Below are 17,436 nucleotides of genomic sequence, written 5' to 3' on the forward strand. Positions count from 1 at the left end.
CGATGGAAGTAAGGAAGTTCGGCAACGGATTATGTAACGGATGTCACGGATGTCAGGAAGAAGGAAGAAGGAAGAAGGAAGTTCGGCAACGGATTGTGTAACGGATGTAACGGATGTAACGGATGTAACGGATGTCAGTCCGATGGAAGTCGGAAGGGGGAAGAAGGAAGGGGGAAGGGGGAAGGGGGAAGGGGGAAGAAGGAAAAAGGAAGGAATAGTTAACAAATTAGAAGAAGTTGGCAATTACAAGTTAGCGAACTCCCAAACAACTAAGACAACTATGGCTTCTCAAAAAAAATCGCGGAAATCTGCCTGCAAACTGGGTGCCGAAGACTCTTTGAAATTAGCTTGGGAACATCACCAAGCGGGACGTTTGTTAGAAGCTGAGAAGTTGTATCTGCAGATATTAGAAGTGCAGCCGGAATCAGCAAACGTGCTGTGTTTGTTGGGAATAGCGGCGAGACAGCAGGGAAAGATTGCAGAGGCGATCGACTTTTACGAACAGGCGATCGCCCAAAACCCCAATTTTGTAGAAGCACATTTAAATAAGGCTAATCTTTTGCTGGATGTAGGCGAATATCAAAGGGCGATCGCCAGTTACGAACAAGTAATCAAAATCCAGCCAAATTCCGCACTCACTTACAATAACTTGGGCTGGGCAAAACAGCAATTAGGCGAAATAGAGTCGGCTATTTTATATTACCAAACAGCGCTGCAACTCGACCCCAACCTGCACGAAACAGCGCACAACTTAGGACATTTATTTAAACAAAAAAATCAATTAAATGAGGCAATCGCCTGTTACCAGCACGCTTTAAAAATCAATCCAAATTTGACATATTCCCTGATGGGATTGGGAACAGTTTTGCAGCAGCAAGGTAAATTAGCCGAAGCTTTCAATTGCTACCAGCAAGCGGTAAAACTAGACCCCGACAATCCCGAAGCTCACAACAATGTAGGAGCATTTTTCCACGAACAAGGCAATGTAAAAGCCGCAATATCCCACTACCGACAAGCATTAAACTTAAAGCCAGACTTCGTGGAGGCTATTAACAATCTCGGACACGCTTTGGTCGATTTAGGAGAGTTTCAAGAGGCTTTTTCTTGTCACAGTCGAGCCTTGGAATTGCAGCCAGACAACGCCATCGCACACCTGGAATTAAGTTTAACTTTGCTATTGTTCGGAGATTTTCAGCGCGGTTTTGCTGAATATGAGTGGCGGTGGCGCACTCCGCAACTACAACCGAGGCAATTTAAACAGCCGGTTTGGGATGGTTCGGATTTGCAGGGGAAAACTATTTTACTGCTCGTCGAGCAAGGCTTCGGCGATTCTATTCAGTTTATTCGCTACGCGCCGATTCTTCGCAGCCGAGGCGCTAAAGTTATGGTGGCTTGCTATCCAGAACTGATGCGGTTGTTTGCGACAGTTGCTGGTATTGAATATTTATCAGTTAGTCTTGAAGGTTTGCCAGAATTTGATGTTCACGCGCCGCTGATGAGTTTGCCGCGAATTGTCGGGACAACTCTGGAAACAATACCGGCAAATGTTCCTTATTTATATCCGCCTGCTGAGTGCAAATTTGCGCTTTCTTCTGATGCCAAGTTGAAGGTAGGGATTGTTTGGGCGGGAAGTCCGAAGCGCCGGAAAGACAATCAGCGTTCTTGCAGCTTGAGCGATTTTATTCGATTTTTGGATGTTCCGGGAATTGCTTTTTATAGTTTACAAAAAAACTTGTCCGAGAGCGATCGCACTTTGTTGCACCAACACTTAGTGCCGGATTTAACTCCGCATTTGAACGACTTTGCTGATACCGCTTCGGCTATATCTCAACTGGATTTAGTCATTAGTGTCGATACGGCTGTGGCGCACTTAGCCGGTGCTTTAGGAAAACCGGTTTGGGTGCTGCTTTCTTTTGCTCCTGACTGGCGCTGGCTGCTGGATCGCGAAGACAATCCTTGGTATCCAACTGCGAGGCTTTTCCGCCAAAGTCAGCCGGAAAGTTGGCAAGAATTGTTTGAAGAAGTACAGGCGGCTTTGAGTTATTTTGCGATCGCCAATACTGTTAGTTATTCCGAGGATTCTGCCAAAGATTCGCTTGACTTCGTTTCACTCGCCCTGACTGCTAATCATACGGCTTCCCTCGATTATGTGGCTCTCACAATGACAGATGCAAGCGTGCTTCAAGAGAGTAAACAAATATTTGTGATTGCGAGTGAAGGGTTAGCAGAAGGCTCCGCAGCTAAGCAATCGCAGGGGATTGAGACATCGATTGCGATCGCAACGGGTGGCGATAACCCGGTTGTTTTAGAGGATTTATTGCGGCAAGCAGAACATTTGATGGAAACAGGAGATCGGGAAGAGGCGATCGCCCTTTACGAACAGATTATATCTCTTGAGCCAAATTGCGTTCAAGCGCGGATTAATTTTGGTTTTCTCAAGCAAGAAAAGGGCGAATTGGAGGCCGCTATCCCGCACTACCGAGAAGCTTTAGCCATCGCTCCAAATATTCCTCAAACAGCTTACAACTTGGCAAAGATTTTTGAGGAACAAGGTCAAGTGGAAGAGGCGATCACACATTACGAGCAAGCTCTTGTAGCTCAACCGGATTTCGTACCTGCGTTAATTAATTTAGCCGTGGCGCTGCAAGAAAAAGGCGAACTTTTCAGGGCGATCGAGCTGTACCGGCGAGCGCTGGAAATTCATCCGCATAGCTGGGAAGCTTACAACAATCTCGCAACAGTGTTGCAAGAACAGGGCAATTTAGAAGATGCGCTGGACTATTATCACAAAGCTCTAGAATTGCTGCCGGATTTTGTGGAAGCTATCAACAATTTAGGCAGGACGTTTCTGGAAAAAGGCGCGGTAGAAAATGCAATATCCTGCTACAGACGAGCGATTCATTTAAGTCCAAATCACGCTAGCGCTCACCTGAATTTATCCTTGGCTTTGCTGTTGGTGGGAGATTTGGAAAATGGTCTCGCTGAATACGAGTGGCGCTGGCAAATTAAAGAATTTCACACTGGTCATTCCTGTTTTTTGGCGGGAGCGGAAAATACTGTTTCGGCGAGAGAATATCGGCCGCTATGGGACGGTTCTGATTTGGTGGGAAAGACTATTTTGCTGCACGCCGAACAAGGTTTAGGTGATTCGCTTCAGTTTATTCGCTACGCTGCGATCGTCAAAAATAAAGGCGGTAGGGTTATTGTTGGCTGTTACCCGCAATTGCACCGTTTATTTGCAACGGTTGAGGGCATTGATTTGCTAATAGTTAAAGGGGAGCCACTGCCGGAATTTGATGTGCAAGCGCCGATGTTGAGTTTGCCCTATATTCTTGGTACAAATCTGGAAACAATACCGGCAAATACTGCTTATTTATCTCCGCCAGCGGGTGCTGAATTTGGACTTTTGCCCGATCGCACTTTGAAAGTTGGCATTGTCTGGGCGGGGAATCCCAAACACCGCAAAAACAAGCAGCGTTCGTGCAGTTTGAGTCAGTTTCTGCCGCTTTTGGACGTTTCGGGGGTAAGTTTTTACAGCTTGCAGAAAGAGGTTTCTGAGGCCGATCGCGCGCTGTTGAATCAAACCTCGATCGTAGATTTGAGCCCGTATTTTGGCGATTTGGCCGATACTGCGGCTGCGATCGCCAAACTGGATTTAGTCATTAGTGTCGATACCGCTGTCGCCCATTTGGCGGGCGCTTTGGGCAAGTCGGTGTGGATTTTGCTGGCGTTTTCGCCGGATTGGCGGTGGCTGTTGGAGCGTGAAGATAGTCCTTGGTATCCAAGCGCAAGGCTGTTTCGCCAGCATCAGCGGGGCGACTGGGAGGACGTTTTCGATCGGGTTGCGGAAGCTCTAGGCGCGGTTGCTGCTGCATTTGTGCCGTCGGATTCGGCGGATGCAGAGTTTCGGCGGGGCGTGGATTTGCAGCAGCAAGCGGATTTTGGTGGTGCGATCGAATGTTATGAGCGGGCGATCGCGATCGATCCTAATTACGCAGCCGCGCACAGCAATTTAGGCGTTGTCAAACAGCAAACCGGCCAGCTAACAGAGGCGATCGCGCACTACCGACAAGCCCTAGCAATCGACCGGAATTTGGCGGAAACTGCGAGCAATTTGGGCAGCGCGCTGGCGGAAGCAGGGGAGACTGAAGAGGCGATCGCAGAATATCAGCGGGCGCTGTCTTTGAACCCGAATTGCGCGGAAGCGCTGATTAATTTGGGCCTGTTGCGGGAAGAACAGGGGAATGTGGCGGAGGCTATAAGCTGCTATGAGCAAGCGATTCAAGTCAATCCTAATTGCGCGGTGGCTTATTTGAATTTGGGAATTGCTTTGGAGGAACAAGGGGAGGAAGCGGGCGCGAATTACGAACGCGCGATCGCGAATTACGAACGGGCGATCGCGATCGCTCCCAATGATGTGGAGGCTTTGCAGCATTTAGCATACGCCTCGATCCGACAGGGCCGAGTTGCAGATGCGATCGCATACTACGATCGAGCTTTGGCGTTGCAACCGGCTTTGGCAGAAACTGATCTCGCTTTGGGGAGTTGGCTGTCAAACCAAGATAAGTTAGATGAGGCTCTAGCTTTTTGCCAGCAGGCGATTCAGAAATTGCCAGCCAGTGTACAGGCTCACTGCAATCTGGGAATTGTCCTGCACAAACAGGGCAAAATTGAAGATGCGATCGCCTGCTATCAGCAAGCTTTGAGCCTGAAACCCGACTTTCCAGAAGCTTTGAACAATCTCGGCAAAGCTTTTGAGGAAGCGGGAAAAATGGCAGAGGCGATCGATTGTTACCGTCGGGCGATCGAACTCAAACCCGGTTATATCAATCCCCTCTACAGTTTGGCAAGTGCTTTGCACGATCGCGGACAATTTGCGGATGCTCTCACCTACTACAGCCAAGCAGTTAAATTCAATGTCGCTAGCCCCGAATCTCACCTAAATTTAGGTTTAGCTTTGCTGCTGGCGGGAGATTTTCAGCGCGGTTTTTCCGAGTACGAATGGCGACTGCTGGTTCCACAAAAAGAGTACCCGGACTACAGTTTTCAACAGCCGGTTTGGGACGGCAAAGATTTGCAAGGAAAAACTATTTTGCTTTGCCCGGAACAGGGTTTAGGCGATGCAATTCAGTTTATCCGCTACGCAGATTTAGTCAAGCAGAAAGGCGGTAGGGTAATTGTTTGGTGTTTGCCGCAGTTGCTGCGCTTGTTTGCACAAGTTTCGGGAATCGATGGGTTAATAGTTAATCCAGAGGATGCGCGAGATTTTCAAGTTCGCGCGCATCTAATGAGTTTGCCGCACCTTTTGGGAACAACTTTAGAAACTATACCCGCCAAAGTTCCTTATTTAGCTCCCCCGCCCGGTTGGGAATTTTCTCTCCATTCAAATACTAATTTGAAAGTAGGGATTGTGTGGTCTGGAAATCCTAAAAATTCCCAAAATAAGGTGCGATCGTTACCCCTGAATTTGTTGACAAAACTGTTAGATATTCCCGGAGCAGAATTTTACATTTTGCAACAGGAAATGACAGCAGACGATCGCGCTTTGTTAGAGCAAATGGCAGTAACAGATTTAAGCTCTTATTTGCACGACTTTGCGGATACTGCGGCGGCAATCTCGGCTCTGGATTTAGTGATTTCTGTAGATACTGCTGTGGCGCACTTGGCTGGTGCTTTGGGCAAACCCGTGTGGATTTTGCTCTGTTTTGTGCCGGATTGGCGGTGGATGTTGCATCGCGAGGATAGTCCTTGGTATCCCACGGCGCGGCTGTTTCGCCAGTCAACAGCGGGAGATTGGGAAGGAGTTTTAGAACGAGCTAGTTTGGCGCTCAGAGAAAGAATTTGTCAGCATCAAGAAGCTCTACCGCCAATAGAAACTCCGACCAATATTCAATTATATCAAAAACAGTTCAATCAGGGGAATATTCTCAAGTCGCAAGGAAGATTGACCGATGCGATCGCTTATTTTAAAAATGCTTTAGTTTTGCAGCCCAATTCGATAGAGGCTACCACTAATTTGGCAGTGACGCTGCACCAAACAGGCAATTTATCCGAAGCGACCGCCTATTATCAGCGCGCGACCGAGATTGATCCCAACTGCGCTCAATCCCACAATAACTTGGGTATTTTGCTGCAAGATCAAGGCAATATAATGGCTGCTATCTCTTGCTTTCAAAAGGCGATCGCCCTGAATCCGGTTTACGTCAAAGCTCTCAACAATCTCGGCGCGATACTCCAGCAGCAGGGCGAGTTGCCAACTGCGATCGCCTGTTTTCATCAAGCACTTTCTGTCAATTCCAATTATGCGCCAGCCCTGGTAAATTTGGGTGCGGCGATGCAAAAACAATCTCAGCTAGCCGAGGCTGAACGCCTTTACGAGCGTGCAATTGAAGCAGAACCGCACAATGCTACAGGACACTATCACCTGGGAACGTTATGCTTGGGGGCGGGAAAAATAGAACAGGCAATTTCTAGCTTGGAACGAGCCATATCTTTGAACCCTAATTATATAGAAGCTATTACTAACTTAGGCAGTGCTGTTGAACAATTAGGAGAGGTGAATCGAGCAATTTTTTGTTACACTAAAGCTCTCGAAATTGATGCAAATTGTGTTAAAGCTCACTTCAATTTAAGCTTAGTCTTGCTGTTGAGTGGGGACTTGCCACGCGGTTTAGCAGAGTACGAGTGGCGCTGGCAAACAGAACAGGCGAAAAAATTACCACGGTTGAATTTTGACCAACCAGTTTGGGATGGTTCTGATTTGAACGGACAAACTATTTTGCTCCGATCCGAACAAGGTTTGGGCGATACTATTCAATTTGTGCGATACGCGGCAATTGTGCAGCAAAAAGGCGGCAAAGTAATCATTTCTTGCTATCCAGAACTGAAGCGTTTATTTAAGCAGATTCCTGGGATTGAACAAGTGGTGAGTCGGATGGATGAATTGCCGGATTTCCAACTGCAAGCACCGCTGATGAGTTTGCCGTATATTCTCGGAACAAATTTAGAAAATATACCGGCAAATGTTCCTTATTTAGTTGCGCCGCCGAATTGGCAATTTTCCCTAAATTTGGATCGCAATTTCAAAGTTGGGATTGTGTGGGCGGGAAGTTCGGAACATTTGAAGGATTTTCAGCGATCGAGCGATTTAAGCTATTTCCTGACATTGTTAGATATTCCCGGTGTAAGTTTTTACAGTCTTCAGAAAGACTTATCGCCTGAATATCGTAGTTTATTAACTCAAATTCCTGTGATAGATTTGAGCGACAATTTGAACGATTTTGCCGATACGGCGGCGGTGATATCGCAACTAGATTTAGTAATTTCTGTTGATACTGCTGTCGCGCACTTAGCTGGTGCTTTGGGTAAACCCGTATGGATTTTGCTGTGTTTTATGCCGGATTGGCGGTGGATGTTGGAACGCGAGGATAGCCCTTGGTATCCGACGGCGCGGCTGTTTCGGCAGCAAAAACCGGGCGATTGGGAGGGAGTTTGCGATCTCGTAAAAACAGCCTTGCTAGAGAGGACGGGCACGGGGGCACCGCCCCTACAATCTACTCGTTTCCAGGCTGTGCCTGGTAACGGAGATACCGAAGCTTCGCCTCGATTTTCTTTATCGCCCGCACAGGTACAATTTCACATAGCAAATGCTTTACAAAAACAAGGTAAAAAAGCAGAGGCAGCCGATCGCTACGAACAAGTAATTGCTGCCTCACCCAACCACGCAGAAGCCCACAGTTGTTTAGGTTGTCTCAAACAGGAAAACGGGCAAATAACCGAGGCAATTTCGCACTACAAACAAGCGCTACAAACCAATCCCAACCTGAGCGAAACTAACTTATACTTGGGTTCCGCCCTCGAAGAACAGGGACAAGTCGCAGAGGCGATCGACTTTTATAATAAAGCAATTCAACTACGTCCCAACTCGCCAAATTGGCGCTTGAGACTAGCCTTAGCTTTGCTCTTAACTGGAAATTTTGAGCGTGGTTTTGCGGAGTACGAATCGCGCTGGCAAACTCAACAATTGGATCGGCGCTCTTTTGAGAAACCACTTTGGGACGGCTCTGATTTGCAGGGAAAAACAATTTTATTGCACCCTGAACAAGGTTTTGGCGATACGATACAGTTTATCCGCTACGCGCCTTTAGTTAAGCAAAAAGGCGGCAAAGTTATTGTGGCTTGTCATGTCTTGCTGAAGCGTTTATTTGAAGGAATTGCAGGAGTCGATCGAGTAGGAGTCAGGCCGAGCGATTTGATAGATTTTCAAGTGCAAGCCCCGCTGCTAAGTTTGCCCAGAATTCTGGGAACGACTTTGGAAAATATACCGGCGAATATTCCTTATTTAGCTCCGCCACAGGATTTTAAATTTTCCCTAGAGCCGAACAATAAACTAAAAGTAGGTATTGTGTGGGCGGGCGGGCCGCTGCACCGCAACAATCATCGGCGATCGTGTAAATTGAGCGATTTTGTGAAATTTGTAGATGTTCCGGGAGTGAGTTTTTACAGTCTTCAGAAAGATTTGTCAGGGGGCGGTTCCTTACAGGATAGCTGCGCTTCACGCACTTTATTAAAGCAACACCAAATTGAAGATTTGAGCGAACATTGCGTCGATTTTGCCGACACAGCAGCAATTATTTCGCAACTCGATTTAGTAATTTGTGTAGATACTTCTGTCGCGCACTTGGCCGGTGCTTTGGGCAAACCCGTCTGGATTTTGCTGTCTTTTGTTCCCGATTGGCGCTGGATGTTGGAACGCGAAGATAGCCCTTGGTATCCCACTGCGCGGTTGTTTAGGCAGCAAAAAGCTGGTGATTGGGATGGAGTTTGCGATCGCATAAAAGCAGCCTTGCTAGAGAGGGCGGGCACGGGGGCACCGCCCCTACAATCTACTCGTTCCCAGACTCAGCCTGGTAACGCCAATCCAGAGGCTCCGCCTCGGCTTCAACCCCCAGAAACTCCGCCTCAAATCCAACCCCCAGAAACTCCCCCACAAATTACCGGAATCGGCATTAGTTGGCCCCTCAGCATCACCAGCGGTTGGGGAATTTACGCCCTGAATTTAACACTACAACTGCGGCAAAATCATGCCTGGGAAGTTGCACTTTTAACACCGCCCTCAATCACCTCAGAATCGATGAATCCGCTGCATAAATCGCTGTTGTTACCTGTAATTGAAAAGCAAAAAGCTTTTCAGGAATTAGTAGCAGCAAATTCCGACAAACAAATCAGTTGTAATTTTCCCGTACTTTACGCTTTGGGGAATAATTTAGCATCCTCTGGAGTTGACAATCAAATTACCAGCGCTTGTCAAATAGGAGTCATATTTTTTGAAGACACACGAATCACAGCAGAAGCACTAGAAACAGCCAAAAAATATAGCGCGATTGTCGCAGGTTCCAACTGGAATGCGGATGTTTTGAGAAGCTGTGGCTTGACTAATGTGGCGATGGTACATCAAGGAATTGACCCAACAATTTTCCATCCTGCACCCAAATCTAATCTATTTGGCGATCGCTTCGTCATTTTCTCCGGTGGCAAACTGGAATATCGCAAAGGTCAAGATATTGTAATTGCCGCTTTCAAACGATTTCGCGCCAAACATCCAGAGGCTTTGTTACTAACAACATGGCACAACTTCTGGCCTCAGTATATGCTAGGAATCGAACAAACCGGCAACGTTGCGGGACTTCCCAATATCAACCGCGACGGAAGTTTAGGAATTTCCCAATGGTTAGTGGCTAACGGTTTGCCGATTGACTCTTTTATCGACATCGGCTTAATTCCCAATCACCTCGCTGGACAAATTTTGCGAGAAGCCGACTGCGCTGTTTTCACTAACCGCTGCGAAGGTGGCACTAATTTAGTCGCGATGGAAAGTATGGCCTGCGGAATTCCGACTATTCTATCAGCAAATACTGGTCATTTAGACTTGATTTACAGCCACATTTGCTATCCTTTATGGAGTCAAGGACGAGTTAAACTAACTCCTCCTTTTTCCGGTGTAGAAGGTTGGGGAGAGTCTGATGTGGCAGAAGTTGTCGAGGCTTTGGAGCAAGTTTATACTAATCTGGAACAAGCAAAAACTCGCGGTTTAGCTGCGGCTAAGTTTATGCTGGATTGGACTTGGGAAAAACAGGTTAAGCGTTTTTTGGATGTGATTGCCGATATGTAGATAACACTAAAGTCCTGACTACAAACTTTCGGCAAATTTTTCGTAGTAAAGACTTTAGTCCTTATAAAAAAGATTAATTTGCGATTGATTCCAATAGTTTGTTAGCACTTTTTACACTTTCAATATCGTATAGTTCTGGATTGTAAGAAACAATTTGTGCGACCAATTTATGATGGTAACTTTGAGCAGTTTCATTCCTAGTACCATGAACGCGACGATAATTAAGAACTATTTCTCTCGTTCCCAAAAAAGGAATGCTATGTTTGTGACAATTAACCCAAAATTCCCAATCCTCATAACCTTCTTTCATCTCTGCTTTGTAACCGTTGACCAAATTCCAAACTGATTTGTGATACAATGAAGACGTGCAAATCATATTAGATTGTTTGATATTTTTTGGTGAATATAAATCATAACTGGGTACGGTGCGATTTTCAGTGCCAAAAAGTTGATAAGAACCAAATGCTATGCAAGGTACTTTTGATTTTAGACATATTTCTAAAAGACAAATTAAGGCATTTGGAGCTAAGATATCATCGGCATCTAAGGGCAGTATGTATTCGCCGTTTGCTGCCGATATGCCAGTATTTCTCGCCATTGATATCCCTTGATTAGTTTGTTCTATTAGCCTAATTTGATGCTGGGGATTTGCTGCGATCGCATTTTTTGCTACTGTACTGGTACTATCTAAACTGCCGTCATTGACAATGATAATTTCCCAATTTTTGTAAGTTTGATTGATAACGCTAGTTACTGCTTGCGACAAAAAATGAGATTGATTGTAGCAGGGAATAATCACAGATATTAAAGGCCGATCTTCCAAGTGGGGTGCTGCCACTTTTTGGACGTTTTCTGACTGTAATTTTTGGGCGGAATTTCGAGCAGCTTGCAAGCTATAAAAATAAATCTTGGGATGGACGATGGCTAATTGATTCAGATCGGTATTTTGATATTCATTTACTAACCTCGGATATCCCGACAAGTGCTCTTGTTTAACAAAAATCAAGATATTCTGAGCGTACCAAGGCTCGACTTTTTCATTGTTCCATATTTTTTTTCTCAAGCAGTCAATAACTGCATAGCCCTTTTTCTGAAAGTAATAAACCCAATATTCGGGCCACTGTTCGTTAACGTGTTCGACGCCTCCTTGAAATGGTATCGCGGCAGAAAACAGAATCACCGGTGCTAGTTGAGTGAGAGAATTAACAAAATTTTCGGCACAGGTAGCCGGCAAATGTTCGGCAACTTCCAGAGAAATTGCTAAGTCAAATTTTCTGTTTATTTGCAGCGGTTGCTTTAAATCGGCGGATTGGAACTGATTTAAAGGAATTTGTAAAATAGTGCGATCGACATAATCGCCATCTATTCCCAAACAATCAGCAATTCCCAACTTCTGAAACGCCGCTAACCAGCTTCCCGTACCGCAGCCCACATCCACCACACTTTTAGGTAAAATTGGTTGCAGCAAGTCTAACAGTAGGGGAATAATTTCTCTAGCAGAACTACGAGTTCCTTCTCCGATTAATTGGTAAAAATCTCTTGTATAAGATGACTGTTGGTTTTGATTTGTTTGGCTGGCTGTTTGAGAATTAATTGCCTCTAAACTGCTAATATTGTAACCGTGCAAATGTGCTGGCAACTGCCAGGAAATCTTGGGGTCGGGTTGATGTTTTACTGGCTCGACATTGCCCCGCCAAGCAGCACCCATAATTTGCATGGTTTGATAAATTACAGTATTCCATCCCCTTTTTTTCAAGTAATCTAAACCTTTAGCAACATCTGGAGCGGTTAAATCGTGAAATAAAATTATTGCATCTTCCTCAGCCAATTGTTCGCAAACAATTGCGTCATTTAATGGCCCATCACCTCCGTGTTCTCCGTCAATAAAAATTAACGACCATTTGCGGTTAAATTGAGCGGAAAATTCTTCTACTCTTTGGGGGCTGTAGCCCGGTATTAGCTCGACTGATGTTTGCACGCCCGACGCATTTAGAGCACCTTGAATTGAGTCTATTACGCTTTGTCTAATGTCCTCTCTTTCTAATAGCGGATCGACGACATCTAACTCAACTCCTGCTAGGGCTAAGTGACAGGCAGACCACCCTAGCCAGCAGCCTATTTCTAAGGCTTTTTTACCTTTGAATTGCAGAGCAGTATTGTAAAGTATGTGTGCTTCGTCGCGGCTGAGAAATCCGACTGAATTAGCACGGCGATCGACATACCAATTGTGCTTGATTTCCCGGCGCAAATAAGGCCACGGACAAGTCTGAGTATCCCCAATAATCATGTTGGGAAAGTACGCATCTGGGAGAACAACTTTCAATCCGGGCGAGACATAATCTCCGGCGGGCGGCAAAGTATTATTTGTAATTTCAGATAACGGCGGTAATGTCATTTTTTTTGGTATTAAATTAGGAGAGTTGGGCTTTTTTTTCGGTTGGTAACGGAGACTAATTTCTATTTGATTTCCGTCCGTTGTTGCTAAGTTTACCAAGTCGTGTTTGTGACCAGTCATGTGCAGAATGCCGATCGCCTCCTGTGGCAAATACGGCTCCACAAAACAGGCTTGGTGCTTGTCCCAAACGGGCAAACCAAAGTTGCAGCTCCAGTTGCACCGAGTTGGCAGCATCTCTGTTTTGTCAAACATTTCAGTGCCGTAAACTAACCTATTTAAAGCTATTTGGTCGGTCATTAAAGAAACGTGCCGCTGCAATCCTTGCTCCAGATATTCTGCCCAAATTTCCCAATGGGGGGCGTCTTTTTGCAGCGCGAAAATACCTGCATTTATGGTTGGATAGCTGTGCAACTGTTGGGCTACTTCTTCGCCAAAAGCGGTCTGATAATCCCGGTAAACAAATTGCCAGTACCAAGGCAGTTTGCCGTAAGCTAAATAATAACCCCGGTCGAGTTCTGCAACAACTGCTAAACCGCGTTTAGCCGCGCCTTTAACTAACAGTTCAACAGCTTGCCAATCTTGCACCCAAGCATCGGCATCTATCCAAAGGTAGATGTCAAAATTGGGAAAATATCGACGGAGAAACGGACGCGCTAAAAGTCCTTTGAGATAGTGAGGGGCTTCATTTTTACCAGGAAAGTCAAAGTCCCAATCTGGCTTTTGAATGATATTAACTTGTGTTTCCAGCCACTGCAACTGTTCGGGAGTACAGCCGAGATCGAAAAAGCCGATCGCCACATTTTCACCCTCTGGTTTTTCCCGCACCGATAGAATAGTGCCTCGCACCAATTCAAAGTAATTTGCATCGGCGGCCGTGATGATGATAATCTGCATAAATATAGGATGTCTGGTTAAGGAATGGGCGTTGGGGATTGGGCATCGGGCATTGGGCATTGGTTATTTGTTATTTCATAATTGCTCATTCTTCCTTCTTCCTTCTTCCTTCTTCCTTCTTCCTTAAATTATACTATTGAGGAGGACTTATGAAAAACCAAAAAGGGAAAGTTTATCTAGTCGGTGCGGGGCCCGGAGATTGTAACTTGATGACAGTGCGATCGCACAAACTGCTCTCCCAAGCCGAAGTCTTAATCTACGATGCTCTCATCGACATCCCGCAACTCGAATTAATCCCAGCAACTTGTCGAAAAATCGAAGTCGGGAAACGTGGCGGCAAACCGTCCACCCAGCAGCAAGAAATCAACCGTTTGCTGGTAGAAAATTGCCACCTCGGAAAACAAATCGTGCGGCTCAAAAGCGGCGATCCGTTTATTTTTGGTCGTTCCAGTTCGGAAATTCAAGCATTAATCACAGCGGGCTGCGAATTTGAAGTAATACCCGGAATTTCCTCCGCCCTAGCCGCACCTTTACTAGCAGGAATTCCCCTCACAGATCCGGTAATGAGTCGCTGTTTTGCAGTGATGAGCGCCCACGAACCGGATGATCTGGAATGGGAAGCATTAGTGCAGATAGAAACTTTGGTAATATTGATGGGAGGGCGAAATTTAAGCGAGATAATTTGGCAATTGCAAAAGCACGGACGATCGACCGAAACTCCGATCGCCATTATCCGAGATTGCGGCCGCCCCGAACAGCAAATTTGGCTCGGCACTCTCTCCAACATTGTACAGCAAACAGCAGGTCAATCTCTATCGCCTTGCGTGATCGTAATTGGGGAAGTAGTCAGATTGCGCGAATATTTAATCCAGCCAGAAAGCACAAATATGATCGATACACCAGTCACCGCTAACAACAGCAAATTGCCGCTAGCAGGAAAAACCATTTTAGTCACGCGATCGGTTTCTCAGTCGGCTGAATTTAGCGATCGACTCCAGCAACAAGGAGCCCGCGTGATCGAAATGCCCGCCTTGGTAATTGGGCCACCTTCGAGTTGGGAACCATTAGACAGTGCGATCGCACAATTGTCAACCTTTCACTGGTTAATTCTCACTTCCCACAACGCTGTAGACTGCTTTTTTCAACGATTACAAGCAAAAGGCAAAGACGCGCGGAGTTTGTTTGGTATTAAAATAGCAGTTGTCGGGAAAAAAACAGCCGAAAGTTTGCGATCGCACTCTTTACAACCAGACTTTATTCCCCCCAACTTTGTCGCCGATTCCCTAGTCGAGAACTTCCCCTGGCAGGGCGGGCACGGGGGCACCGCCCCTACAAACTGCAAAATCCTATTTCCCAGAGTAGAAAGCGGCGGCAGAGAAGTTTTAGTTAAAGAATTTACCGCCAAAGGAGCGCAAGTAATAGAAGTGCCAGCTTACCAATCTTGCTGTCCCGAAACAATCGATCCGATCGCCCTATCCGCACTCCAAAATCAAGCTATAAATATCATAACTTTTGCCAGTTCAAAAACTGTGCATAACTTTTGCAATCTCATAGAACAAAGCCCGGAATTGTCCCGATATCAGGATTGGCTAACAAATGTTTGCATCGCTTCGATCGGGCCGGAAACTTCCAAAAGTTGTCAGAAATTATTGGGTAAGTTAGATGTGGAAGCTAAGGAATATACCTTAGATGGATTGACTGAGGCGATCGTTGAATGGGCACAAGCGAGGTTGTAAAATAGTTGTACGATCATTAGGAGGAAAGAAACATGACCGCAAAAGACCAACTTCTTCAAGAACTCGACCAAGTGCCAGAACCCTTGCTGCTGAAAGTGCTTGAATTTGTCCGTTCCTTAAAGACTGAAGAAGAAGAACAACAAAAACTAGAAGCCAAAGCATGGCAGGCATATCTAGATTCAGAACGCGAAAGAAAGGAGGTTTATCGTCGCCTTGCCAACTCCTAATTTTGTCAGCAAAAGTATGGTTGTCAATATCCACGCCAGACAGATAGAAAGATTTGGTGGCACTCCCGGCCTCAGAGATGAAGGCTTGTTAGAGTCGGCTTTGGCTCAACCGCAAGCAACTTTTGGCGGTCAATTGTTGCATCCGACAATTGCCGAACAAGCTGCTGCTTATCTCTATCACATAGCGATGAATCATCCGTTTATTGACGGTAACAAGCGATCGGCTTTTGCGGTGACAGATACCTTTTTGCGTTTAAATGGTTGCACTCTGAATTTGACAAGCGAATTTCAAAGGTGGTACACGCCACGTGATTTATCCGTGGAATCAATCCAAAATCTAAAATCTAAAATCCTCAAGCCCCCAAATTTATCCGTGGGGTCAATCCAAAATCTAAAATCTAAAATCGAATGACGGACGATGGAGTATATGATTTAGTCATGGGAGTCGCACGGGGAACCATGACTAAGGAAGAACTAACCACCGAGTTCGAGTCAGGTATTTTTAAGTTTTAATAAGTAAGTTGGGCAGCCTACGTTGAGATTAAGTAAGGTGTGGCGTACTCACCCTACATGGAAATAGCGAATCGCGGAACAAAAAAGCGAGTAAAATTATCACTAAAGAACAAAGCCGAGATCCTTTGCGTCAAATCAGTAATAAAACTAAACAGAAAATAGCACCAACTGCCGATCGCCCTTTCTCCCCCAAATCCCGCTACCCAGCTACAAATTAGCAATCGCCATGAATATAAATTTTTCTCGTTACGACACCTTAACCACCCTGCTAGCAGGAACTACCGCAGCCTTAACCATAGTCATCAGCCAGCCCGCGATCGCCAAAACTCCCCAAGAAGTTGCCAGCATTGCTGGGCCGCTGACAGTACAAATTAACAGTTCCCTCGGAGACGGTTCTGGGGTAATTATTGCCAAAACAGGCAAAACTTACACAGTGTTAACAGTCAACCACGTCGTAGAAAAAGCAGACGTGAAATACACCGTTCGCACGTCTAAAGGAAAAAACTATCAAGCAACCTCCGTCACCCGTTTGCAAACCGCCGAAAAAGACCCGGATTTAGCCGTAGTCAAATTTGAAAGCCCCGAAGAATATCCAATCGCGACGATCGCCGATTCCGATCAAGCCGTCATCGGCACTCAAATCTTCGTTTACGGCTATCCCGCTACGGGCGGACTTTTCGGCGCCGAACGAGAACCCGAACTCTCTCCTGGACTCGTTACCAGCCGCCCACGCAACCGCCCGGAAGGTTACACTTTGCGGTATCAGGCCGTAACTTGGAGTGGCATGAGTGGCGGCCCAGTTTTTGACTCCGAAGGCCGAGTCATCGGTTTACACGGACAAGGGGAATTTGGTTTCGCGCAAACGAGTTCCGGCGAAGTCGCCCCGATTAAAACCGGATTTAACGCAGCAGTTCCCATCAATACATTTATCGCGAAGCTGGTGGCGGCGGGAATCAACAAATCTGAGTTGAAAGTAGACAATACTCCCGCAACCAGCGGCCCGGTATCCACCGCCAATCCGCAAGATGCTCAAGCTTATTATTTTCGAGGACTTTCGCTGTTAGATCAAGGAGATGCTTGGGAGGCGATCGCCGATTTCAACAGAGCACTCGCTTTCAAGCCCAAATATACCCCTGAATTGTATTTTAATATCGGTAATGCCCGCACTTTGATCACCGCCGGCTTGCCTCAAACCGAACCCACACGCGGTTCCACTGCTATTCAAGCATACACGCGGGCGCTCGAAGCCAATCCCGGTTTTGCCGACGCTTACTACAACCGAGCTTTAGCTTACCTGGACAACAAAGACCAACCCCAAGCAATTGCCGACTTTCAAAAAGCAGCAGAACTTTACAAGCAAGGCGGCAGAACCAGCGCCTATCAAGACGCGCTCAACAGAATCAAACAGTTGCAATAAACTTAGCACTTAAGAGTTCAAACATCAAAATGAAGCTATTCATTTTGATGTTTGAATTTCCAACTAGGGTAATTAATATAATC

6 protein-coding genes are annotated in these 17,436 nt (G+C 46.0%); 5 read left to right on the top strand and 1 reads right to left on the bottom strand.

The features are described from left to right. Window positions 1–40 precede the first annotated feature (40 nt). Entirely contained in the window at window positions 41–10,171 is a 10,131-nt protein-coding gene (locus QUB11_RS15080) for a tetratricopeptide repeat protein (RefSeq protein WP_333390988.1), read from the top strand. Between the two features lie 73 nt (window positions 10,172–10,244). Here the strand turns inward: QUB11_RS15080 and QUB11_RS15085 are convergent, their stop codons facing one another. Beyond that, window positions 10,245–13,460 carry a glycosyltransferase gene (locus QUB11_RS15085; protein WP_333257019.1) on the bottom strand — a complete coding sequence of 1,072 codons (3,216 nt, stop codon included), beginning with the start codon at window positions 13,458–13,460 and terminating at the stop codon, window positions 10,245–10,247. A 149-nt stretch (window positions 13,461–13,609) separates the two neighbouring features. Between QUB11_RS15085 and cobA the strand changes: the two genes are divergently transcribed. The 4 genes from cobA to QUB11_RS15105 all read left to right on the top strand — a co-directional run bounded on the left by cobA (window position 13,610) and on the right by QUB11_RS15105 (window position 17,353). Beyond that, window positions 13,610–15,196 (top strand): uroporphyrinogen-III C-methyltransferase, encoded by a 1,587-nt coding sequence (cobA, locus tag QUB11_RS15090; protein ID WP_333202435.1) that lies wholly within the window; start codon window positions 13,610–13,612, stop codon window positions 15,194–15,196. Window positions 15,197–15,228: 32 nt separating this feature from the next. After that, window positions 15,229–15,423: a DUF2281 domain-containing protein gene (locus tag QUB11_RS15095; RefSeq protein ID WP_333034987.1), complete on the top strand. Its 195-nt coding sequence runs from the start codon at window positions 15,229–15,231 to the stop codon at window positions 15,421–15,423. 16 nt (window positions 15,424–15,439) lie between these two features. Beyond that, complete coding sequence (locus QUB11_RS15100; RefSeq protein WP_333202436.1) at window positions 15,440–15,835, top strand: type II toxin-antitoxin system death-on-curing family toxin; 396 nt, start codon at window positions 15,440–15,442, stop codon at window positions 15,833–15,835. A gap of 327 nt (window positions 15,836–16,162) precedes the next feature. Next, window positions 16,163–17,353, top strand: a complete 1,191-nt coding sequence (locus QUB11_RS15105; protein WP_333257015.1) for a tetratricopeptide repeat-containing serine protease family protein — start codon at window positions 16,163–16,165, stop codon at window positions 17,351–17,353. Window positions 17,354–17,436: the final 83 nt, after the last annotated feature.

This window comes from Microcoleus sp. B6-A1, from assembly GCF_036705085.1.
Lineage (GTDB): Bacteria > Cyanobacteriota > Cyanobacteriia > Cyanobacteriales > Microcoleaceae > Microcoleus.